17 protein-coding genes and 1 tRNA gene are annotated in these 19,879 nt (G+C 64.4%); 7 read left to right on the top strand and 11 right to left on the bottom strand.

Features of this window, described 5'->3' with window-relative positions; all coding sequences use genetic code 11:
• Positions 1–57 precede the first annotated feature (57 nt).
• On the bottom strand, positions 58–1,203 hold the full coding sequence (locus ACSQ22_RS09660) for an ROK family protein (RefSeq protein ID WP_436130164.1): 1,146 nt from the start codon (positions 1,201–1,203) through the stop codon (positions 58–60).
• 197 nt (positions 1,204–1,400) lie between these two features.
• Positions 1,401–1,474, bottom strand: a tRNA-Gly gene (locus ACSQ22_RS09655).
• Positions 1,475–1,707: 233 nt separating this feature from the next.
• Here ACSQ22_RS09655 and ACSQ22_RS09650 point away from each other — a divergent pair.
• Positions 1,708–2,070 (top strand): hypothetical protein, encoded by a 363-nt coding sequence (locus ACSQ22_RS09650; RefSeq protein WP_436130163.1) that lies wholly within the window; start codon positions 1,708–1,710, stop codon positions 2,068–2,070.
• Between the two features lie 46 nt (positions 2,071–2,116).
• Here the strand turns inward: ACSQ22_RS09650 and ACSQ22_RS09645 are convergent, their stop codons facing one another.
• Positions 2,117–4,147 (bottom strand): Cache 3/Cache 2 fusion domain-containing protein, encoded by a 2,031-nt coding sequence (locus ACSQ22_RS09645; protein ID WP_436130162.1) that lies wholly within the window; start codon positions 4,145–4,147, stop codon positions 2,117–2,119.
• A 153-nt stretch (positions 4,148–4,300) separates the two neighbouring features.
• Positions 4,301–5,218 (bottom strand): pseudouridine synthase, encoded by a 918-nt coding sequence (locus tag ACSQ22_RS09640; protein ID WP_436130161.1) that lies wholly within the window; start codon positions 5,216–5,218, stop codon positions 4,301–4,303.
• 204 nt (positions 5,219–5,422) lie between these two features.
• On the opposite strand from ACSQ22_RS09640, the gene ACSQ22_RS09635 reads away from it, so the two are divergent.
• Both ACSQ22_RS09635 and ACSQ22_RS09630 read left to right on the top strand, forming a co-directional pair.
• Positions 5,423–7,714 (top strand): AsmA family protein, encoded by a 2,292-nt coding sequence (locus ACSQ22_RS09635; RefSeq protein WP_436130160.1) that lies wholly within the window; start codon positions 5,423–5,425, stop codon positions 7,712–7,714.
• Positions 7,715–7,757: 43 nt separating this feature from the next.
• Positions 7,758–8,273, top strand: a complete 516-nt coding sequence (locus ACSQ22_RS09630) for a M23 family metallopeptidase (RefSeq protein ID WP_436130159.1) — start codon at positions 7,758–7,760, stop codon at positions 8,271–8,273.
• A 42-nt stretch (positions 8,274–8,315) separates the two neighbouring features.
• Here ACSQ22_RS09630 and ACSQ22_RS09625 read toward each other — a convergent pair whose 3' ends face one another.
• The 3 genes from ACSQ22_RS09625 to imuA are packed head-to-tail and all read right to left on the bottom strand — an operon-like array spanning position 8,316 to position 13,996.
• Positions 8,316–11,579, bottom strand: a complete 3,264-nt coding sequence (locus ACSQ22_RS09625; protein ID WP_436130158.1) for an error-prone DNA polymerase — start codon at positions 11,577–11,579, stop codon at positions 8,316–8,318.
• 16 nt (positions 11,580–11,595) lie between these two features.
• Positions 11,596–13,149: a Y-family DNA polymerase gene (locus tag ACSQ22_RS09620; RefSeq protein WP_436130157.1), complete on the bottom strand. Its 1,554-nt coding sequence runs from the start codon at positions 13,147–13,149 to the stop codon at positions 11,596–11,598.
• Positions 13,112–13,996, bottom strand: coding sequence for a translesion DNA synthesis-associated protein ImuA (imuA, locus tag ACSQ22_RS09615; protein WP_436130156.1), 885 nt, complete (start codon positions 13,994–13,996; stop codon positions 13,112–13,114). Before imuA ends, ACSQ22_RS09620 begins: the two co-directional genes overlap by 38 nt.
• Before the next feature lie 187 nt (positions 13,997–14,183).
• Here imuA and ACSQ22_RS09610 point away from each other — a divergent pair, with 187 nt between their 5' ends.
• Complete coding sequence (locus tag ACSQ22_RS09610; protein ID WP_121419972.1) at positions 14,184–14,789, top strand: IPTL-CTERM sorting domain-containing protein; 606 nt, start codon at positions 14,184–14,186, stop codon at positions 14,787–14,789.
• A 9-nt stretch (positions 14,790–14,798) separates the two neighbouring features.
• Here ACSQ22_RS09610 and ACSQ22_RS09605 read toward each other — a convergent pair whose 3' ends face one another.
• Positions 14,799–16,109, bottom strand: a complete 1,311-nt coding sequence (locus ACSQ22_RS09605; RefSeq protein WP_436130155.1) for an HD-GYP domain-containing protein — start codon at positions 16,107–16,109, stop codon at positions 14,799–14,801.
• Positions 16,110–16,577: 468 nt separating this feature from the next.
• On the opposite strand from ACSQ22_RS09605, the gene ACSQ22_RS09600 reads away from it, so the two are divergent.
• Positions 16,578–16,865, top strand: coding sequence for a DUF4148 domain-containing protein (locus ACSQ22_RS09600; RefSeq protein ID WP_121419970.1), 288 nt, complete (start codon positions 16,578–16,580; stop codon positions 16,863–16,865).
• Positions 16,866–16,947: 82 nt separating this feature from the next.
• The gene (locus tag ACSQ22_RS09595) at positions 16,948–17,241 is read left to right on the top strand and encodes a DUF4148 domain-containing protein (RefSeq protein ID WP_121419969.1); all 294 of its coding nucleotides are present in this window, start codon (positions 16,948–16,950) and stop codon (positions 17,239–17,241) included.
• Between the two features lie 119 nt (positions 17,242–17,360).
• On the opposite strand, the gene ACSQ22_RS09590 is transcribed toward ACSQ22_RS09595, so the two are convergent.
• Together ACSQ22_RS09590 and ACSQ22_RS09585 are read right to left on the bottom strand one after the other, a co-directional pair.
• Positions 17,361–18,002: a CoA transferase subunit B gene (locus tag ACSQ22_RS09590; RefSeq protein ID WP_055402417.1), complete on the bottom strand. Its 642-nt coding sequence runs from the start codon at positions 18,000–18,002 to the stop codon at positions 17,361–17,363.
• Positions 18,003–18,066: 64 nt separating this feature from the next.
• Positions 18,067–18,774: a CoA transferase subunit A gene (locus ACSQ22_RS09585; protein WP_055402415.1), complete on the bottom strand. Its 708-nt coding sequence runs from the start codon at positions 18,772–18,774 to the stop codon at positions 18,067–18,069.
• A gap of 89 nt (positions 18,775–18,863) precedes the next feature.
• Here ACSQ22_RS09585 and ACSQ22_RS09580 point away from each other — a divergent pair, with 89 nt between their 5' ends.
• Complete coding sequence (locus ACSQ22_RS09580; RefSeq protein ID WP_055402413.1) at positions 18,864–19,406, top strand: PAS and helix-turn-helix domain-containing protein; 543 nt, start codon at positions 18,864–18,866, stop codon at positions 19,404–19,406.
• 3 nt (positions 19,407–19,409) lie between these two features.
• On the opposite strand, the gene ACSQ22_RS09575 is transcribed toward ACSQ22_RS09580, so the two are convergent.
• The gene (locus ACSQ22_RS09575; RefSeq protein ID WP_176885831.1) at positions 19,410–19,799 is read right to left on the bottom strand and encodes a carboxymuconolactone decarboxylase family protein; all 390 of its coding nucleotides are present in this window, start codon (positions 19,797–19,799) and stop codon (positions 19,410–19,412) included.
• Positions 19,800–19,879 lie beyond the last annotated feature (80 nt).

Genomic DNA, 19,879 nt, shown 5'->3' with positions numbered 1-19,879 from the left:
AAATGCTACAAATTTTATAGCTTCTAGCGCTTTACCATTAAGCGCTAGCAGCCAAAATCATTCAAATTCTGGTGGCTGGCGGTTGGTGTAGCTCGCGTTGCCCAGCCCCGTGCCCACCGTCAGCACCGCCCAGCGCTTCACGTCCTGCATGAAGGGCATTTCAGACAGGCCCTGCACCACTGCATCGTTGTGCAGGCACACCTGGGTGCGGCCGTCGCCGATGTGCGGTAGCCGCTCGCACAGGTCGCGAGGCAGGTGAAAGCGGGTGCTCTCCCAGTTGCCCGGCAGGTTCTGCGTGCCACCGGCCAGCGAGCCGTCTTCCACGATGAGCCCCGGGCAGGCCACGCCGATGTAGGGCGCCAGGCGGATCTTCTTTTTCTCGGCGTACGCGATCAGGCCTTCGAGCAGCGTGGCGATGCCCTCGACCAGTTCGTCGCGCAGGGGTTCGTCGTTGGCATGGGCCCATTTCTCGCGGCGCACCACCTCGGCCAGCGAAAGATCGGGGGCGCGATGCAAATGGGTTTGCACGATGCCGCAGCGCACATTGGTGCCGCCAATGTCCACCGCCAGGATGGCGTCGTAGCTTTGCAGCAGCGCGGGGGGCGCCAGATGCACCCAGCCAATCAGGCCGCCCTCGTCCGCATGATGGCGCAGCGTGCGCAGCTCCACGGGCACCTTTTCGGCCTTGAGGATCTTGCGGGTGCCATCGATGGCGCGGCCACCCACCTCGCTCTGGTGAAAGCCCCCGCCGATGATGATGCGCTCCACGCCGCGCCAGGTCTTGTGTTTCAGAAATCGCTGCACCACGTGCGCCAGCTGCATCGCGTAGTCTTCCGACGCGGCTTCGATGGCTTGGGCGGCCACGCCGTCTTTCTCCAGCAACGCATCCAGCTTGTGTTTGCTGAGTTCGCGCGTGGGCTTGGTGCCCATAGGGTCCTTGCCCTCCATGGATGCATACAGCTTGCGCCAGGCATCGAGCATGTGGCGAAAGGCCGTGCGGCTGGCGACATCCCCCACGTAGCCTTCGCCGTCGCTCAACTCGAGGCTATAGCCTTCGATGATGACCGAGGCCAGCCGCATGTCACCATGCGGCCCGACGATGCCCAGCTCGCGTTGTGCCTTGGCGTCCTTGCCTTCCTGCGCCGTGCTTGGCTTTTTGCTGGCGGCTGGTTTCTGTGCTGAGTTCTTGTCTTTGGAAGCCATTCATTTCCTCACACGATAGTGCCCCTCCAAAGGAGGTCGTTCCAGCATGGTGGCGTGGGTGGCGGCCGCGTGGCGTCAGCCAATGGCTTGACATGCCCTACCGGATGGGCGCGCGCCCATGCCGTCATGCGTGCAGCATGCGCGGTCAAAACAACAGCAAAGGCAAGGACGGGGGGAGATGATCAGCCGAAGAGGGCTGGAGCGGGTGAAGGGAATCGAACCCTCGTATGAAGCTTGGGAAGCTGCCGTTCTACCATTGAACTACACCCGCCTTCTGTAAGCCGTTGACGGACAACGGTATTTCAGTGAGGCCTGTGAAAACACCGGGTTGGCAGTTGCCGTGCCAGAGTTTCATCAGCAGCCGTATTGTAGCCACGCGGCGGCGCGCCCGAAACGGGTTTGGCCAGAGGCTTGCGTCCCATGTTTGCGCCCCTTCGGCGGGATGCAGACCGAAGGCAGCACAATGGAGCCTTCACAACTACCCGCGAAAGAAGGAAAAGCCCCATGCAACTGAGCGACGACCGCACGCAGGCCACCCTGGCAATCAACAAAACGCTCACAGCGCCAGAGATCGAAAATCTGATTCGTGAGTTGGCCATGTTGCGCTCGCAGATGACGCCCGAAGTCACCCCAGCCCCCCAGGACAGCAATGGGAGCGGGGTCCCGGTGATGTCGCAGGACAACCCCACCCTCGCCATCCAGTACCCGCTGGAAGACGCGCACGTCACCGTGTACCTGCGCAGTATCGGCCTGGGCTGGACCGCATGGCGGCTGCATCCCGACACCCAGCGGGCATTGGCTGAATTCTTCAATTCACGGCTTCCAAAAAGCGCGCCAGCCAAGAGCAAGCCCATTCCGTTTCGCTGATCCTGCCATGGCGAAGCTCCGCTAGCGCCCGCGAGTGCGCGGGCGTTCAGCCGGAGATTGCCGGGTTGCGGGAGCCCCCACGCGCCCGGTTTGGCAAACCGGGGCTGGCACTGGCGCCACCCAGATTGAACTGCGCAATGGCAGACACCATCTGGTGTGCCTGCGTCTGCAGGCTGCTGGCCGCAGCAGCCATTTCTTCCACCAGGGCGGCATTCTGCTGAGTAGTCTGGTCCAGTTGCGTCACTGCCTCTCCCACCTGGCCCACACCAGCGGTCTGCTCGCTGCTGGCAGCGCTGATTTCAGAGACCATGTCGGCCACGCGCTGGATAGAGCTCACGACTTCCTGCATCGTGGTGCCCGCCTGATCGGCCAGCACCGAGCCCTGCTGCACCATGGCGCTGCTGGCGCCGATCAGTTCTTTGATGGCCTTGGCCTCGGCGGCGGTGCGCTGAGCCAGGTTGCGCACTTCAGCAGCCACCACGGCAAAGCCCCTGCCTTGCTCGCCAGCACGAGCGGCTTCAACCGCAGCGTTCAGGGCCAGGATGTTGGTCTGGAAAGCAATGCCGTCGATGACGCCAATGATGTCGGCAATCTTCTGGCTGCTGGTGTTGATGTCCTGCATGGTGCTGACCACCTTGGACACCACTTCACCGCCTTGCGCGGCCACGCGGCTGGCGCCCACAGCCAGCTGGTTGGCCTGGCTGGCGCTGTCGGCGTTGTGTCGAATGGTGGCACCCAGCTGCTCCATGCTGGCCGCCGTTTCTTCCAGAGAGCTGGCCTGGCTTTCGGTGCGGCCCGACAGGTCCTGGTTGCCTTGGGCAATTTCGGTGCTGGCCGACGACACGCTTTCGGCACTGGTGCGCACGGTGCTCAGGCTTTCTACCAAGCGGACACGAAAGCCTTCCATGGCCTGGGCCAGGCTGCCGATTTCGTCGCGGGATTTCAGGGTGACTGCGTGGGTCAGGTCGCCCTGCGCCAGGTAACCCAGCGCGGTGCTCAGCTGCTGCACGGGCGCACCCACGAGGCGGCGTGTGGCCACCACCAGTACCACCGTCAGCAGTGCCAGCGCCACCAGCACACCCAGCCACAGCCAGGTGAGCACGCTGCGGGCCTCGCCCATCATTTCAGACTCCGGCGCCTCGGCCACTATGGCCCAGTTCCAGGGCTTGTAGCGCTCCACCGCGACATAACGCGCGGCGGTGTCACCGTCGCCAATGCGGCGCGGCGACCAGCTCGATTCAAAATCGCCGGTTTGCTCGATACCCGACAGTGAAGCAAGCCAGGCCTTGGCGTCATCCACTTTCTCATCGACCTTGAGCGCTGCGTTGGCGCCCGTCAAACCAAAAACGTTGCCCCGTGCAGGGCCTGCTGAAATATTGACCGCGTAGACAGCGCCCGTGGCAAACAGCTTCTGGCCCGCCATCACGGTGTTGAGCTTGCCCAGAATGGGGCCGATGTCCGAACCGATGAACAGGATGCCGATGGTGCGGTTGCCTTCGCGGATGGGTTCATACACCGTCATGTACTCCCGGCCAAACAGATTGGCGCGGCCGATGAAGGTTTTGCCTTCGTTCATCAGTTCGTAGGCAGGGTGCTTGCGATCGAGAAGGGTCTTGTAGGCGCGGTCTCCGTCCTGCTTCTTGAGCGAAGTGGTCACACGGATGAAGTCGTCGCCCGTGCGCGCGAAGATGGTGGCGACGGCACCCATGCTGTCTTTGGAAAACCGATCCACCACCTCAAAGTCGCCATTGATCGGCACCCCCTGAAATGCAAGCGTGGCCTCGGGCTTGCCGTCAGCCCCCGGCGCATCGCTGAGCGAAAAATTGCCCGGAAAATTGGCCTTGAACAGGGTGAAATCGCGTTTGGCCTGCTCTTGCGCGGTTTCGTCAAACGTCTGCACCAAGGTGCGCAACTGGGCTGCGTATTGCTGGGCATCGCCGCGCGATAGCCGTCCAAAGTTTTGCCAGAGCAAGGCGCTGACGATACCCATGGTGATGAGCAGCACAAGCAGCAGGCTGAGTAACGCCGCAAGCGACAGCTTGAACGCGACGGAACGGTGTGTAGTGGTGGGGCTCATTGTTGTTTTCTTCTGCAGTTTCCGGGCCCTCTGCCCAGAACAGGTAACCAAGTTACCTTATCTGTGTGTAAAAACAAAACCCAAAGCAATGCCATGCTTTCATGAGGGCCACCCCGCCCTCAACGAGCAAATAGCGATTGCTAGTGGTAAACCCTAATCTTCCAGACTCAGCCGCTGCCTGCTCTCAAACATCCGCGGCACGCCCAACACCGGGTCCGCAAACTCCAGGGACCTCGCCAGCAGTTGCAGAGGCCGCGAGTAGTCTCCTTCGGGAGGATCGTTGACCACTGGATAGAACGGGTCGTTGCGCAGGGGCAGGCCCAACGCTGCCATGTGTACGCGCAGTTGGTGCCGTTTGCCGGTGATCGGCATGAGACGGTACCGGGCCCAGGCGCCAGACCTTGCTACCTCCAGCATCTGCATCTGTGTGTGGCTGTTGGGCTCGCCGGGCACTTCCTGCATGCGAAAGAACTGAGGGCTTTCCTCCAGGCGGCTCATGTGTTCGCGCGGAAACACGAGGTCTTCGCGCCACGGCGCAATCGCGTCGTAGTGTTTGGTGATCTGCTTGTCACGGAACAGCGCCTGGTAGGCCCCGCGTGTGCGCTGCTGCACCGATAGCAGCACCAGCCCCGCCGTGTCCCGGTCGATGCGGTGCAGGGGCGACAGTTCAGGCAACCCCAGCTGTCGCTTGAGGCGCACCAGCAGTGTGTTGTGCAGATAGCGGCCCGACGGTGTCACGGGCATGAAATGGGGCTTGTCGGCCACCACGAGGTGCTCGTCTTGGTACAGCACCGTTTCTGGGAAAGGCAAGGCGGGCTCTGCGGGCAGGCTGCGGTAGTAGTACACGCGCAAGCTGCCTTCAAACGGCCGCCCGGGCGACACGGGCTCCCCGCGTTCGTCCACCACATCCCCCGCCTGCATACGCTGCAGCCATTCGTCGCGGGTCACGACGGGCAGACGCTGCGCCAGAAAGTCCAGCATGCTGCCCTGCCCCTGGCTGGGCAGCACCACGCAGCTTGGGCCCACGCCATCGCGCATGGGCGGGGCGTGGGGGTGGTGGGGGTTGTGCATGGTGCGCGGATTTTAGGGCGCGGCAGCACCGTTTTCCGCCTGTAGGACAAGGGCGGCAGTTGCGTCTGCACTGCCACTGGGCGCGCCAATGCGGGCTAGCATGAACCCAGGAGGCCCGGTGCCGCATGAGCAAACGCGGCACCCACCCATGTCCCGTGCAGCATGGCTGTTCTGCGGCATGCGGCCATAACCCATACGCCCTTCATGCCGTCACCTACCACGCCTTCTGCCGATCTTCCCCGCCCTGCCGCGTCCACCGGCCACCCCGCACCCGCCTCGGGGGTTGGTCGACGTGTAGCACGGTGGTTGCTGGTGGCCCTGGGTGTAGTGGCCGCGCTGCTGGTGCTGCTCGGCGCCTTGCTGGCAGTGATCGACTGGAGCCGTGCAAAACCCTGGGTCAACGAAAAAGTCAGCGAAGCCACGGGCAGGCACTTTGCGATTGAGGGCGAATTGTCGGCAGCCTGGCACTGGCCCCAACCCCTGGAGGAAGGATGGCGACGATGGATACCTGGCGTCACCATCCAGGCCGAGCGCCTGGTGATGGACCAGCCGGCGGGGTTCATCCCCCCCTTCCAGCGTGCCGATGGCAAAACGCCTCCCAAGGACAACGCCGATCTGCCGGAAGCGCCCGCCATGGCCCGCATCGGCAGCGCCACCGCCACGGTGCGCCTGCTGCCGCTGCTGGGGCGGCATCTGTCGATCGACACCGTGGCACTCACCAGCCCCCAGGTGGCGCTGGCCCGCACCGCCGATGGCACCAACAACTGGACCTTTGAGCGCAAGGACAGCCCCAGGAGCGGGTGGAGCTTCGATGTAGACCGGCTCGTGCTCAAGCGGGGCGTGTTGGCCTATGCCGATGGCATGAAAGACCTGGACCTGCAGGCGCGCATTGACACAACGGAGCCCATTGCCCCCACCAGCCCACCCGGCAGCCCGGCCGCCAAGGCTTCCGCCAGCGCCGCCAGTGGCACAGCCCCGACGGCAGCGATCGCGGCCCCCGGCACATCCTCCCAGGGGGCGATGCCCTATGGCCTGCGCTTTGAACTGAAGGGCCGCTATGCCAAGGCCCAGATCAAGGGACAGGGGCGCGCGGGCCAGGTCATCAGCCTGCGCAACAAGGTGGTGAACTATCCGCTGCAGATTGATGCCAGCGCGGGCAGCGTGGCACTGTCGGCTGAAGGGGTGCTGGCCAACCCCGGGGCGCTCTCGGGGCTGGATTTTCAGGTGTTCCTCCAAGGCGGCAGCATGGCCGATCTGTACGACCTGACCGGGCTGGTGCTGCCCAACACCCCGGCGTTTGAAACGCGCGGACGGCTGACCGGGAGCCTGGAACCCGAACGCGCGGTGTGGGAGTACAACGATTTTCGCGGCAAGGTGGGTCAGAGTGATCTGCAGGGGTCGCTGAAATACACCTCGGGCAAACCGCGCCCCCGGCTCACCGGCACCATGACATCGAACCAGCTGCGCCTGGCAGACCTGGGGCCGACGCTGGGCACCCGCGTGTCCGGCAACACGCAACGCACCCGCAGCCAGGGTGGCAAGGTGCTGCCGGATTCGCAATTTGCGGCCGAGCGGTGGAATGCCATGGACATGGACATCGTGTTCAAGGGCCGCCACATCATCCGCCCCGAGAGCCTGCCGCTGCAGGACCTGAGCACACGCGCCGTAATGGAAAACGCGCAGCTCAGACTGGCGCCCCTCACGTTTGGCGTGGCAGAAGGCAAGATCGAATCGCAGGTCACCATCGATGGCCGCAGCGCCCCCCTCAAGGCCCAGATACGCGGCACCGTGCAGGGACTGCAGTTGTCGGCCCTGTTCCCCAAGGTGCAGCTCATGAAGAAAAGTTTTGGCCGCATGGACGGAGCCATTGCCCTGGAGAGCACCGGCAACAGCATGGCCGTACTGCTGGGCCACGGCACGGGCGAGATGCGCCTGTATGTGCGCGAGGGCACGCTGAGCAAGCAGATGCTGGACCTGGCCGCGCTCAACGTGGGCAGCATCGTCGTGGGCAAGCTCTTTGGCGAAAACAAGGAAGTGCACCTGCGCTGTGCGGTGGCCGACTTCATGGTGGTGGATGGCTTGGCAACCGCCCGCGTCGTGAAAATGAGTACCGATGATGCCGTGGTGGAGGCCACGGGCACCATCGACCTGGGCACCGAGGCACTGGACCTGCGCATCAAGCCCGAATCCTTGCAATGGAAGTTCTTTTCGCTGCGTTCACCCCTGTATGTGAGGGGCACGTTTGGCAACCCGGATGTGGGCGTCGAGGCCGGACCGCTGCTGCTGCGCGCAGGCGCGGCGGTGGTGGCTGCCGTGGTGGCCCCCGCCGCGCTGGCCCTGGTGCCCATCACCGTGCCGGCAGCAGACGACGACACCCATTGCAAGCCGCTGCTGAACCTGGCCCAGCAGCCTGTCAAGCCCGGAGTCCAGGGGGCAGCCGGCACGGCCTCGCAGCCGGCACGGCAGGCCGCCAGCAAGGCAGACCCTTCGCGCTGATCCACAGCGACTGCAACGATTGCGAGCGCGGAATAATCGCGCCATGAAAATTGCAAAGATTCTGGGCCTCACCCTGCTGGCCGCGCTGGTGGCGGGCCTGTTACTGCCAGAGCGCATCCAGATCCCCGTGGCCGGGGCCTCCGCAAAAGACTGGAATTCCAAGTCCTTCTGGTTCGAACCCTGGGGCAGCTCGGGTGTGCACAAGGGCATCGACATCTTTGGCAAGACCGGCACGCCAGTGCTGAGCACTACGGATGGCGTCGTGCTGTTCACAGGAGAAATCGCCAAAGGCGGCAAGGTGGTGCTGGTGCTCGGGCCGCGCTGGCGGTTGCATTACTTTGCGCACCTGGACTTGATCGGCACAGGCGCCTTCTCCTTCGTGGCGTCTGGAGAGGCGATTGGCACGCTGGGCGCCAGCGGCAATGCGCAGGGCAAGCCGCCACACCTGCACTATTCCATCGTGCGAATGCTGCCCGCGCCGTGGAAGGTGGATGGCGCTACGCAGGGCGCCAAAAAAGCGTTCTTCATCGACCCCCACGCTTATCTGCTGGAACGGTGACCGCAAGGGAGTCAGAAGGATGATCCGAAGCGGTTCAGCAGGTCAGTGAAAGTCCCGGCTGCCTTGCAGCGCCTGGGCCATGCGACCGAGCAGCGGCGTCAAGTCCTTGAAGCGCTGGGCCACCAGGTGGCGCACTACCGACGCTGATGGCGATGGCGCATCGGCCCCCTCCCCCTCGGGCACGCTGCACTGCCACACGCCTTCCACCGCCAGCAATTGCGACCTGAGCAGCGCATTGCGCCATGTCTCCACCAGCGCAGGCCACACGATCACGTTGACGGGACCCGTCTCGTCCTCCAGCGTGACGAACATCGTGCCTTTGGCCGTGCCGGGGCGCTGGCGCACAGTGACGATGCCGCAGGCGCGCACCTTGCGGCCATGGGGCACGGTGTTCAGCTGCAGGGCGGTCTGCAGGCGCCAGCGCGCAAGGCGGGGGCGCAGCAGGGCCAGCGGGTGGCGGCGCAGTGTGAGGCCGGTGGCGGCGTAGTCGAAAAGAATCTCTTCGCCCTCGGGCGCGGCGAGCAGTTGCAGGGGCGCTTCGTGCACGGGTACATCGCGCAGCAGGGGCGGTGCCGTGTGCTGCGCGGCCGCCTCCCACATCTGCTGGCGCCGGTGGCCTGACAGGCCCGCCAGCGCATCGGCTGCAGCGAGCGCCTGTAGGTCTTGCTGGCTCAGCTGTGCGCGCAGGGCCAGGTCTTCGGTGTTGGCAAAGGCAGGGCCTGTAGCGCGGGCCTCTACCAGTCGTTCGGCAGCATCTTTGTGCAGGCTGCCCACCAGCCGCAAGCCCAGACGCACAGCGGGCTGCGGCAGTGGCGGCACGCCCAGCCCCCGCGCCGGTCTCAGTGGCTCTGGTGTGCCCTCCAGCGTGCAGTCGATGTCGCTGCAGGTCACGTCGATGGGCAGCACACGCACGCCGTGGCGGCGCGCATCCTGCACCAGTTGCGAGGCGGTGTAAAAACCCATGGGCAACGAATTGAGCAGCGCGGCCAGAAAACACGCGGGCTCATGGCATTTGAGCCAGCTGCTGGCATAGGCCAGCAAGGCAAAGCTGTGGGCGTGGCTTTCAGGAAAGCCATATTCGCCAAAGCCCAGCATCTGCTGGAAGATGGCCTGGGCAAACTCGGTACGGTAACCACGCGCTTCCATGCCTCCAACCAGTGGGCGCTCGAACCGGTGCACGCCGCCCTTGCGCTTCCAGGCCGCCATCGACCGGCGCAGATCGTCAGCCATACCCGCAGAGAACCCGGCTGCCACCATGGCGATCTGCATCACCTGCTCCTGAAAAATCGGCACGCCCAGCGTGCGCGCCAGGGCCGCTTCCAGTTCGGGCTTCTCCAATTGCAGTGGCTCGCCCCTGCGCCTGCGTTCGCGCGCCTGCAGGTAGGGGTGCACCATGCCGCCCTGAATAGGCCCGGGCCGCACAATCGCCACCTCCACCACCAGGTCGTAGAACTCGCGCGGCCGCAGGCGCGGCAGCATGCTCATCTGCGCGCGGCTTTCGATCTGGAACACGCCCACGGTGTCAGCGGCGCAGATCGTGTCGTAGGTGGCGGGGTCTTCGCGCGGAATGCCCTGGAGGTCCCAGCGCTCACCGCGCAAGGCTTCGCGCAAATTCAGGCAGCGGCGCAGCGCGCTGAGCATGCCAAGGGCCAGCACATCGACCTTGAGCAGGCCCATGGTGTCCAGGTCGTCCTTGTCCCACTGGATGACCGATCGGTGCTCCATGCTCGCGGGCTCCACGGGCACCAGGCGCGTGAGCTTGCCCTGCGTGAGCACAAAGCCGCCCACATGCTGGCTCAGGTGGCGCGGAAAGCCTTTGAGGTCCGCCGCCAGTTCCAGCCACAGCTGGGCCGTGTGCCGGTGCAGCGGTGCACCCAGGCTTTCAGCCAGTTCCTGCAACCGGTCGGTGGCAAACTGCTCGTCAAACCAGTGGTGGTCCTTGGCAAAGGCATCGACCAAGGACGGCGCCACGCCCAGCGCCTTGCCCACATCGCGCAGTGCGCTGCGCGTGCGGTAGGTGGTAACCACGGCCGCGATGGCGGCGCGCTCGCGGCCGTATTTTTCGTAGATGTACTGGATGACCTCCTCGCGCCGGTCGTGCTCGAAGTCCACGTCGATGTCGGGCGGCTCCTTGCGCTCTTTGCTGATAAAGCGCTCGAACAGCAGGTGTGAGTTTTCGGGCGGCACGGCCGTGATGCCCAGCATGTAGCAGACCACCGAATTCGCGGCCGAGCCACGCCCCTGGCACAGGATGCCCTGGCTGCGCGCGTAGCGCACGATGTCGTGCACCGTGAGGAAGTACATCTCGTACTGGCAGTGTGCGATCAGGTCCAGCTCTTTGCGGATCTGCGCCTGCACCTTCTGTGGCGCGCCCTGCGGGTAAACGCCTTGCACACCCGCCTGCACCAGCCAGGCCAGTGCCTGCGCGGGGGTCATGCCAGCGGGCACGGTCTCCAGCGGGTACTGGTACTTGATTTCGTCCAGGGTGAACGTGCAGCGCCCCGCCACGGTGAGCGTGGCGTCCAGCAACTCGGGCGGGTAGATGCCCGCCAGCCGCACGCGCCGGCGCAGATGGCGCTCGGCATTGGGCTGCAGCGCAAACCCGCATTCGCCCACGCTGCGGCCCAGGCGTACGGCGGTGATCACATCCTGCAGCGGCTTGCGCGAACGGGCGTGCATGTGCACATCGCCCGCTGCCACCAGCGGCAAGCCCAGCGCCGCACCCACACGCTGCAGCGTGGCCAGCCACAGGCTGTCGTCCGGGGCCAGGTGCAGTTCGACGGCCAACCAGATATGGCCATCAAAATTTGAGTCAAATTGGCCTCTAGCGCTGGATAGACAAGCGCCAATAGCTATCAAATCAGAAGCATCAAAGCGTTGCCGGATAGGCGCCAGCAGCAACTCGCACCCTTGCAGCAATCCCCAGGGGCTGCGCGGGCCCACGTGGTACTGCCCCTTGGATGCGACCGCACGGGCCGCGGTGATGAACTCACACAGATTGCCCCAGCCCTCGGCATCGCGCGCCAGGGCCACCAGCCGCAGGTCGTCACCCCACAAAAACTCGCTGCCCACGATGAGGTGCAAACCACATTCCTTGGCGGCCTCCCAAGCGCGCACCACACCCGCCACCGAGCATTCGTCCGTCAGCGCGAGGGCCTGGTAGCCCAGCGCCAGCGCGCGCTTCACGAGTTCCTGTGGATGCGATGCACCACGCTGGAAGCTGAAGTTGGACAGGCAGTGCAGCTCGGCATAGCCCGGCAGCACGGTGGCTGGTGCAGGCGATGCAGAGGAAGGTGTCAGGCCCATGGAGCCTCCGCAGACATCACCCAAACACCCCATGCAGGAACCAGCGATGGGGCCGCACGGCGACAGGGGGACCATCCGACACGGACGGCACCGGCGCCAGCCGCTCGCGGAACACCCACACCAGCCCCGCCACATCGTTGTGCGCCACAAAGTAGTCGCGCAAGGCCAGGGCACCTTCACCGGGGGCCGGGCCTGCGCCCTCCCCGGCCGCAGACCACCAGCCCGCTTCAAAGCGGTGGGGCCCGGCCAGCAGTCGCAGCAGGCCGTGGTGGCAGGGGCGGTTGCCCTGCACCGCCAGCCGCCGGGGCGGGTTCAGCAGCCAGGTGGGCAGCAGCAGGGCATCGGGGGCTGCATCCAGCGCCGTCTTGGCAACACTGACGGAGGCATTCCGGGCTGCAGCGTGCTTTGCGGCCGCCGCCGTCACGCGCAGCACCTCGGCCGCCGGGCGCCACTGCTGCATGCATTCGGGGCGGTGGTCGGCCTGCAGCACCGGGGCCTGCACATGGTCTGCTCCCAGGCGGGCTGACAGGCGCTCCAGCAACTGGTGCAAAGCCTCGCCCTGGGCGCCAGCAGGGTCTGCGCCGCCCAGATGGTCGGGCGGCAGCAGGCTCGCACTGCGGTGTGGCAGCGGGGCCGCCTCCAGCAAACGCAGCGTGATCTGATTGACCGGCGCGGCCAGCGTGGTGCGCGCCAGATTTTCAGACAACAGGCGCCGCAGATGCCCCATGTCCTGCGTGGCCTGGGCCGTGCGCACCTGCAGCGCCTGCGTGGGGGCGATGGCCACACCATCGATGCGCCGCAGGTCATGGCGCCAGGCCAGCTCCAGGCCCAGCACGCCCTGCTGCCGCGCTTGCAGCCAGCCTTGCAAGGCCGTGAGGCAGCGGCTGGCGCTCCAGAGCAGCGCATCGGCCGACTCTGCCAGCGCAGGCAACTCGCCCGTCAGCACAAACTGCTCGGGCAGCTCCAGCCAGGCGTGGGCCTCGGGGGCATCCCCCAGGGCCTGGTCCAGCACCCGCAGCACCGCCGCACCAAAACGCCGCGACACCCCGGCGCGGGGCAGCGCCCGCAGTGCCCCCCAGGTGCGGCAGCCCATGCGCTCCAGGCTGGCCACATGCGGGCGCAAGGCTGTGAGTGTGTGCAGAGGCAGGCTCAGCGGCCCCTGTGCAGGGAGAGCCTGCCCCGCCAACGCCATACGCAGCCGGGCCTGCGCCACCAGGGCTGTGGGGCCACTGCCCCAGATCACGGGTGCGCCCGTCGGCTGTGCGCCCGCCGCCGTCCCTTCCCCTGCAGGCCCACACTCGCCAGCGACCTGGGCAGCGGGGGGGGCAGAGCACCTGGCAGATGCCCCGGCCCAGGCCCAGGCCTGCAGCACCTGGGCCAGCAGCACTTCGCGCCCGCCCCACAGCCGCTCGGTGGTGGACACCTCCAGCAGCACGGCCTCTGCATCCACCAGTGCCACACGCGGGGTAAAACGCAGGGCCCACCAGCCTGCCGCAGCGGTGTGCACAACCCCTGCAGGCGGTGCGGATGCCTCATCGCACCAGGGCAATGGCAGCGCGATCCAGTGCATGCGCCCTCCCCTCTGGCCCCGCCCCCAACGGCACCAGCGGCTCCAATGAAGGGCGCATGGGCAACGCCCCCGATGCCTTGGCTGCCGCAGCAAGGCGACCTGCCACCAAGGTGCTGCCAGCATCCACCTGCGCTGCACGCCTGCGCCCGGCCTGGGCTGCCAGCACCTGGGCCAGCCGGGGATGACAGCCCGGCAGATCCAGCCTTTGCGCCAGGGGCGGCCCCCGGCGCTTGAGAATGTGCACCTGCATCCCGGGGACTGTGCATACACCTCCCGGCATGGCCATCCCCTGCACCTGTAGCCGCAGCAAGGCTGGTGAGGCCTGCGCCGCAGCACTGGCCGGGCGAAACACCCATAGCAGTTGACGTTGCTGCGCTGCTGCCAGTTGCAGCCTGCGCAGGGCTGCGGACTGCACCTGCGGCAGCCAGGCCATCACGGCCAGAACCTCCCGGCAACGCAACGCCTGCTCTGCCGCCCAGAGCGCAGCGGCGGCATCGGCCCGCACCACACACAGCCGCTCGGCTGACAAGCCCTGGGCCTGCAGCGCCGGTCCAAAAGGCTCGCAAGGCGGCGCTACCACCACCACCGCCCCCGAGCGCGGGGCAGTGGCCTGTACCAGGGCAGGCAGCACCAGCTGCCATTCGTGCAGGCCCGCCAGGGGCTGCAGCACCTCGCTCAACGCCCCCACCGGCCAGCCCCCACCGGGCAACTGCGCATCCAGAGGACCATAACCGGTGGACTGCACCTGCAACTGGCCCGCACCCAATGCGTCCGCATGCCAGACACCGGGCACGGTCAATGGCAGATCGGACGCGACAACCCCCAGGGAGCGGCGTAGCGCAGGCATGGCGAAGACGAGAAGAACAATATGAATACTGTAAATATAACCAGTATTTCGAGCAACGGGGCAACTGGCGGAGAAGACTTTGGGGTGAGGGGCTTTTGGAGGCAACGCGTCCCAGGTCCTATAAAACTGGGACAACGCACACCACGCTCCCTACAATGGGCAGGACAAAAAAGAGAGGGTCCGTTGAATGAAAACAATCCAATCGGCAGCAGTCGCCCTGTTGCTGCTCCTGTCCGGCAACACGTTCGCGGCCTATACGCTCTACTTTTTTGAAAGCGGTGGCAATGTGGTCGCCAGTGGCAGTGGCAGCATGAATCTGGGGGCCCTCTCGCCTGCGGGCAGCGGGCCTCTGTCCCCCGGGGTCATTGCTTCGGCTGGGTTGGTCTTCACCGGCACGGCTGGCACCGTGGACGCCTACCTGGGGATATCCGGCCCACCAGCGTTCGGAGGCGGAGGCCCTGTCGGGGCGAATGCAGGATCTGGCGACATGGTGGGCCTGGACAGCACAATGCCCGGTTTCGTCTTCGCCCCGGCAGGTTACGTCTCGGGCTCTGCGCTCACGTCCTCGGCCACCTGGACTGCGACCTCGCTGGCCAGCCTGGGGCTCACACCGGGCACCTATCTCTGGACCTGGGGCACGGGCCCGACAGCGGATTCATTCACGGTCCACATCGGCATCGCGCCGCCAGCATCCATTCCGACGCTGTCTGAATGGGGGCTGCTGGTCCTCGCGGTGCTCATGGCTGGCTGGGCGATGCACCATCGGTTCTGGCTGCGAAGCCGGGTGGGCTGACCACCCTTTTCAAAGCTTCCGCACTGCCCAATCACACCAATCCGCCACCGCTGCATCCGCAGGGGTGGCGCGGTCTGCCAGTTGCGGCCAGCGGCGATAGCTGGCATTCACAGTACTTTGCAGCTGCCACAGCGCCTCGCGCCCCACCAGCGCCACTTCAGCCATCCCAATAGCATCGCCCTGCAACTGGGTCATGAGTTCACCCTGCTGCCGAGGGTGTGAACCGGCCTCCAGCAAGGCTTTTTGCAAAGCCAGCAGCCGCGCATCGAGGAACACAAAGGCGCTTCCCGGCAGTGCCTTGACACTGGTTTCGGGAGGCAGTGCGGTCTTGAGCTGATCCCAGCATTCAAAAGCTTCGGCCAGCAGGTCGATCTGGCGCGAGGCATCGTTGCCCAGCGGCATGAGGGCAGACTCCCGGGCGACTTCTTCCTGCAGCAGGGGCAGGATGTGTGCCACCAGGGCCGATGGAAATTTGCGATGGTTCAGCCGCAGCACCAGCGACAGGCGCTGCGCGGGCATGTCGTCGTATTTTTCATAGAACGCCGCCACCACCTCGGCCAGCAACAGGATGCGGCCCAGGACAGAGATGTCTGCACCGGCCAGGCCACGCGGGTAGCCGCTGCCATCCATGCGCTCGTGGTGTTCCAGCACCGCCACATCCACAGCCCGGGGATAGACCTGGGTATCGCGGATCATGAGCATGGCGGTGATGGGGTGCGCCACCAGATGCTTGCGCTGAACACCAACGACCTTGTGGTCGGGATCGTCCCAGGCCGGATCCATGTGCAGCACACCCAGATCGTGCAGCAAAGCTGCTGCCGCAAGATTGGCGCAGTCGCGCTCAGCAAGACCGCTTTTGATGCCCAGGAACACGGCCACCGTCATCATCTGCAGGCTGTGTTGAAACAGCCCGGGCCGCTGATCGCGCATCACGGTGAGCTTGCAGGCCATGGATGGAGGCAAGGGCAGCGAGCGCAGCGGCGCCAGCAGCCGGGCAGCCGAGCCGAGGGCTTCTGCCAGCAGGCTGGGCAGCACCTCCTGTTCGCTCATGGCCTGCCCCGCCGCGAGCAAAGCGGGTACGTCCACGGGATTCTCGATGGACAGATGGCGGTCAATGGGCTCGCGCAGCTTGTGCTGCACCAGGCGGTCATACAGGCGGCTGTCGATGCGCGCGCCTTTTTCGACCAGCTTGATACCTTTGTCGGTGTAAATAGCTGCGTCAGCAACCACCGTGCGCCGGTCAGCCATGTCGGTCAACGCGCGCAAGTAGTGGGGGCTGTCCGAAGTGTCGATGCCCGCAGGCGCAAGGGTGTCCGTCATGCAGATAACAAAAGCTTATTCGGGACTATAGAGCGTTCTCCCCGAGGGGCATCCACGAAAAATACCCGGGCCACACACAGTCTTGAGCCAGATCAAGTCCCAGTCGCCGTCCCCCAGTGTTTCACAAGGCCGGGAGACTTCCCTGCACGCCATTCACCACCCGATTCAGCCCGTCCTGCAACCATGGGGCACCATTCCGGATAAACGCTTCATTCATTGCATGCAAAAGCGGTTCAAGCCTTCTTTTCAGGCTAAAAATTTGGGTAAACCCTGAAATTTTCTGGCGGCATTGTTTCCAATACTGGAACAGTTAGTTTGCGACTCGGTGGTTTTTCTTTGGACTTCACCCGCGTACAGTTCAACCCATCGATGAGCCGAACCCGCAAGGCGACTCACCGAACCCGGTTCAGGAATGGTTTTTTGACCCGGCTTTTTTGAGACGCTTTTTAACTTCCAAGGATTTTCATCATGAACAACACCGCCCGCTTCCTCTCCATCGCTGCCGTTGCCGCTTTCGCCTCTTTCGGCGCACAGGCTGACGAAGCCGATGCTTCGCAATTCGCTACCAAATTTGAAACCAACCGCACCCGCGCTGAAGTGCAGGCAGAAGCCGCCAGCGTTGCCCAGACCCGCTCCATCGAGCCGGCAGGCTCGCGTGTGTTGACCTACACGTCCACGGCTGACCGCGCTGCCGTGCGTGCCCAGGCTGCCGAAGCCCTGCGCGCTGGCCAGATCCCTTCGGGTGAGCGTGGTTGATTCTTGTTGAATCCACGGTTCACACGTTTTCGTATTGCCAAGTACCTCGTCCCTATTTTTTGAATTTCACTGGAGTTTCACCATGAACAAGTCTGTCCGTTTCCTCTCTATCGCCGCTGTTGCCGCTTTCACTGCTTTCGGCGCCCACGCTGACGAAGCCGATGGTTCGCAATTTGCCCTGAAGTTCGACACGAACCGCACCCGTGCCGAAGTGGCCGCTGAAGCCGCTACCGTGGCCCAGACCCGCAGCATCGAGCCTGCTGGTTCGCGTGTGGTGACCTACACGTCCACGGCTGACCGCGCTGCTGTGCGCGCCCAGGCTGCTGAAGCCCTGCGCACTGGCAAGATCCCTTCGGGCGAATTCAGCGCCATGTAATTTGCACGGCAGGTACTGCGGTCGTTGTCACGGCTGCAGCCCGATGCTGAAAGCAAAAGGCCGAGGCCCCTCACGGAGCCTCGGCCTTTTTTGCGTTTGAGGAACGCCCCCAACAACGGTCAAGGAATCAGCGTCACGCCCGTTTTGGCTTGCAGGGCATCAAACGTCACGCCCGGAGCCAGTTCCACCACCTTCAGGCCTTGGGGGGTGACGTCCATCACCGCCAGGTCGGTGATGATGCGGTCCACTACGCCCACGCCCGTCAGCGGCAGCGTGCACTGGGGCAGGATCTTCAGGTCTTCGGTGCCGTCCTTCTTCTTGGCAACGTGTTCCATGAGCACGATCACGCGCTTGACACCCGCCACCAGGTCCATCGCGCCGCCCATGCCCTTGACCATCTTGCCGGGGATCATCCAGTTGGCCAGATCGCCCTTTTCGCTGACCTGCATGGCGCCCAGGATGGACAGGTTGATCTTGCCGCCACGGATCATGGCAAAGCTGTCATGGCTGCCAAAGATGGACGAGCCCTTGATGGTGGTCACGGTCTGCTTGCCAGCGTTGATCAGGTCCGCATCCACCTCATCTTCGTTGGGGAACGGGCCGATGCCGAGCATGCCGTTTTCGGACTGCAGCCACACTTCCTTGTCGGCGGGCACGAAATTGGCCACCAGCGTAGGGATGCCAATACCCAGATTCACGTAAAAGCCGTCTTCGAGCTCATGGGCGGCACGCGCCGCCATTTGGTCTTGACTCCACGACATATGTATTTCTCCAGCTTGTTCGGTGACGGCAGGCTTGCACGCCTGCTTTTCGATAAACGCAGGCTTAAACGCCCGCCTTCTCAGTGATGGTGCGCTTTTCGATGCGCTTTTCCGGGTTCGGGTTGTGCACGATGCGGTGCACATAGATGCCGGGCAGATGGATCTGGTCCGGCACCATGGCACCGGTTTCCACCACCTCTTCCACTTCAACGATGCAGACCTTGCCGGCCATGGCAGCGGCAGGATTGAAGTTACGGGCCGTCAGACGGAACTGCAGGTTGCCCGACTTGTCGGCGCGGTGCGCCTTGACCAGCGCCACCTCAGGCACGAGCGAGCGTTCCATCACATAGGTTTCGCCGTCGAACTCGCGCAGTTCCTTGCCCTCGGCCACGATGGTGCCCACACCGGTCTTGGTAAAGAAAGCAGGAATGCCCGCGCCGCCTGCACGCAGCTTCTCGGCCAGCGTGCCCTGGGGCGTGAACTCCAGCTCCAGCTCGCCGGCAAGGTATTGGCGCTCGAACTCCTTGTTTTCGCCCACGTAGGACGAAATCATCTTCTTGATCTGGCGGGTTTCCAGCAGTTTGCCCAGGCCAAAGCCATCGACACCTGCGTTGTTGGAAATCACGGTGAGGTTCTTGACGCCGGAATCGCGCAAGGCGTCGATCAGCGCTTCAGGAATGCCACACAAACCGAAACCACCCACAGCCATGAGCTGGCCGTCTGCAACCACGCCCTTGAGGGCCTCAGCTGCGGAGGGGAATAACTTGTTCACCACGATCTCCTTGTGAATTTGGATGCGCTACGATACTACGTACCCGATTAAGTAGTATCCCGTAAAGACTTGCACTATGGACGTTGCCAATGGACGTTGATTACCGACTCGCTTTTGACATGGCCCCCGTGGGCCTGGTGCTGTCGCGCAACCGCACCATGGTCGATTGCAACCGGCATGTGTGCGAGATGTTCGGCGCCTCGCGCGAGGTGCTCATCGGTCAGTCGTTCCAGATACTTTATCCAAGCGCCGACGAATACGAGCGCCTTGGCGCGCACATGGAACCTATTCTGAACGCCAAAGGCCACTATGCCGACAACCGCATCATGAAGCGTGCCAACGGCGAGGTCTTCTGGTGCCATGTGTCGGGCCGTGCGCTCAACCGAGATGCCCCGCATGAATCAGGCATCTGGAGCTTTGAGGACCTGAGTTCGCAACGCCCCGTGAAGGCCGAGTTGACAGGCCGCGAACGCGAGGTGGCCGCGCGCCTGTTGGAGGGACTGACTTCCAAGGAGATCGGCCGGGCCCTGGAGATCAGCCACCGCACGGTGGAGATTTACCGGGCACGCCTCATGCGCAAGTACAACGCATCCACCGCTGCCGACCTAGTACACAAATTGCTCGCTGGTTGAGCCCTACTTAGGGCCGTCGATCACGTCAGCAGCTGTGCGAAAAGCCTCGACTGCCGTCGGCAGGCCGCAGTAGATGCTGGCGTGCAGCAACACTTCCTGGATCTCTGCCGCTGTAGCGCCGTTGTTGAGCGCGCCGCGCACGTGGCCCTTAAGCTCATGCTGCTTGCCCAGCGCGGTAAGAAACGCCACCGTGATCAAGCTGCGCGTCTTCATGTCCAGCCCCGGCCGCTGCCAAACATCGCCCCAGGCATTGCGGGTGATGAACTCCTGGATCGGCTGGGTGAACGCCGTGGCATTGCCAAAGGCATTGGCGACAAAGTCCTCGCCCATGACCTGCTTGCGTGTGGCCAGACCTTTGTCGAAGTCCTTGGTGGATGGGAGTTGTTGTGTCATGCGGGCTCTCCGGTTCAGTTGAGGCCGCCATCGTAGCCGCAGCGCCTGCACGAAAACACAAAGCCACCTGCCATACCCTG

The organism is Acidovorax sp. LjRoot38 (genome assembly GCF_964252975.1).
Taxonomy (GTDB): domain Bacteria; phylum Pseudomonadota; class Gammaproteobacteria; order Burkholderiales; family Burkholderiaceae_C; genus Acidovorax; species Acidovorax facilis.
Note: the sequence above shows the minus strand (reverse complement) of the source record. Positions and strands in the feature narration are given on the sequence as shown.

Excerpts from the sequence above, each read along its gene's own strand:
- ACSQ22_RS09610 (WP_121419972.1), top strand. The coding sequence starts at position 14,184 with ATGAAAACAATCCAATCGGCAGCAGTCGCCCTGTTGCTGCTCCTGTCC.
- ACSQ22_RS09620 (WP_436130157.1), bottom strand. The coding sequence starts at position 13,149 with ATGCACTGGATCGCGCTGCCATTGCCCTGGTGCGATGAGGCATCCGCA.
- ACSQ22_RS09600 (WP_121419970.1), top strand. The coding sequence starts at position 16,578 with ATGAACAACACCGCCCGCTTCCTCTCCATCGCTGCCGTTGCCGCTTTC.
- ACSQ22_RS09635 (WP_436130160.1), top strand. The coding sequence starts at position 5,423 with ATGCCGTCACCTACCACGCCTTCTGCCGATCTTCCCCGCCCTGCCGCG.
- ACSQ22_RS09590 (WP_055402417.1), bottom strand. The coding sequence starts at position 18,002 with ATGTCGTGGAGTCAAGACCAAATGGCGGCGCGTGCCGCCCATGAGCTC.
- ACSQ22_RS09595 (WP_121419969.1), top strand. The coding sequence starts at position 16,948 with ATGAACAAGTCTGTCCGTTTCCTCTCTATCGCCGCTGTTGCCGCTTTC.
- imuA (WP_436130156.1), bottom strand. The coding sequence starts at position 13,996 with ATGCCTGCGCTACGCCGCTCCCTGGGGGTTGTCGCGTCCGATCTGCCA.
- ACSQ22_RS09645 (WP_436130162.1), bottom strand. The coding sequence starts at position 4,147 with ATGAGCCCCACCACTACACACCGTTCCGTCGCGTTCAAGCTGTCGCTT.
- ACSQ22_RS09650 (WP_436130163.1), top strand. The coding sequence starts at position 1,708 with ATGCAACTGAGCGACGACCGCACGCAGGCCACCCTGGCAATCAACAAA.
- ACSQ22_RS09605 (WP_436130155.1), bottom strand. The coding sequence starts at position 16,109 with ATGACGGACACCCTTGCGCCTGCGGGCATCGACACTTCGGACAGCCCC.
- ACSQ22_RS09660 (WP_436130164.1), bottom strand. The coding sequence starts at position 1,203 with ATGGCTTCCAAAGACAAGAACTCAGCACAGAAACCAGCCGCCAGCAAA.
- ACSQ22_RS09625 (WP_436130158.1), bottom strand. The coding sequence starts at position 11,579 with ATGGGCCTGACACCTTCCTCTGCATCGCCTGCACCAGCCACCGTGCTG.
- ACSQ22_RS09630 (WP_436130159.1), top strand. The coding sequence starts at position 7,758 with ATGAAAATTGCAAAGATTCTGGGCCTCACCCTGCTGGCCGCGCTGGTG.
- ACSQ22_RS09640 (WP_436130161.1), bottom strand. The coding sequence starts at position 5,218 with ATGCACAACCCCCACCACCCCCACGCCCCGCCCATGCGCGATGGCGTG.
- ACSQ22_RS09580 (WP_055402413.1), top strand. The coding sequence starts at position 18,864 with ATGGACGTTGATTACCGACTCGCTTTTGACATGGCCCCCGTGGGCCTG.
- ACSQ22_RS09575 (WP_176885831.1), bottom strand. The coding sequence starts at position 19,799 with ATGACACAACAACTCCCATCCACCAAGGACTTCGACAAAGGTCTGGCC.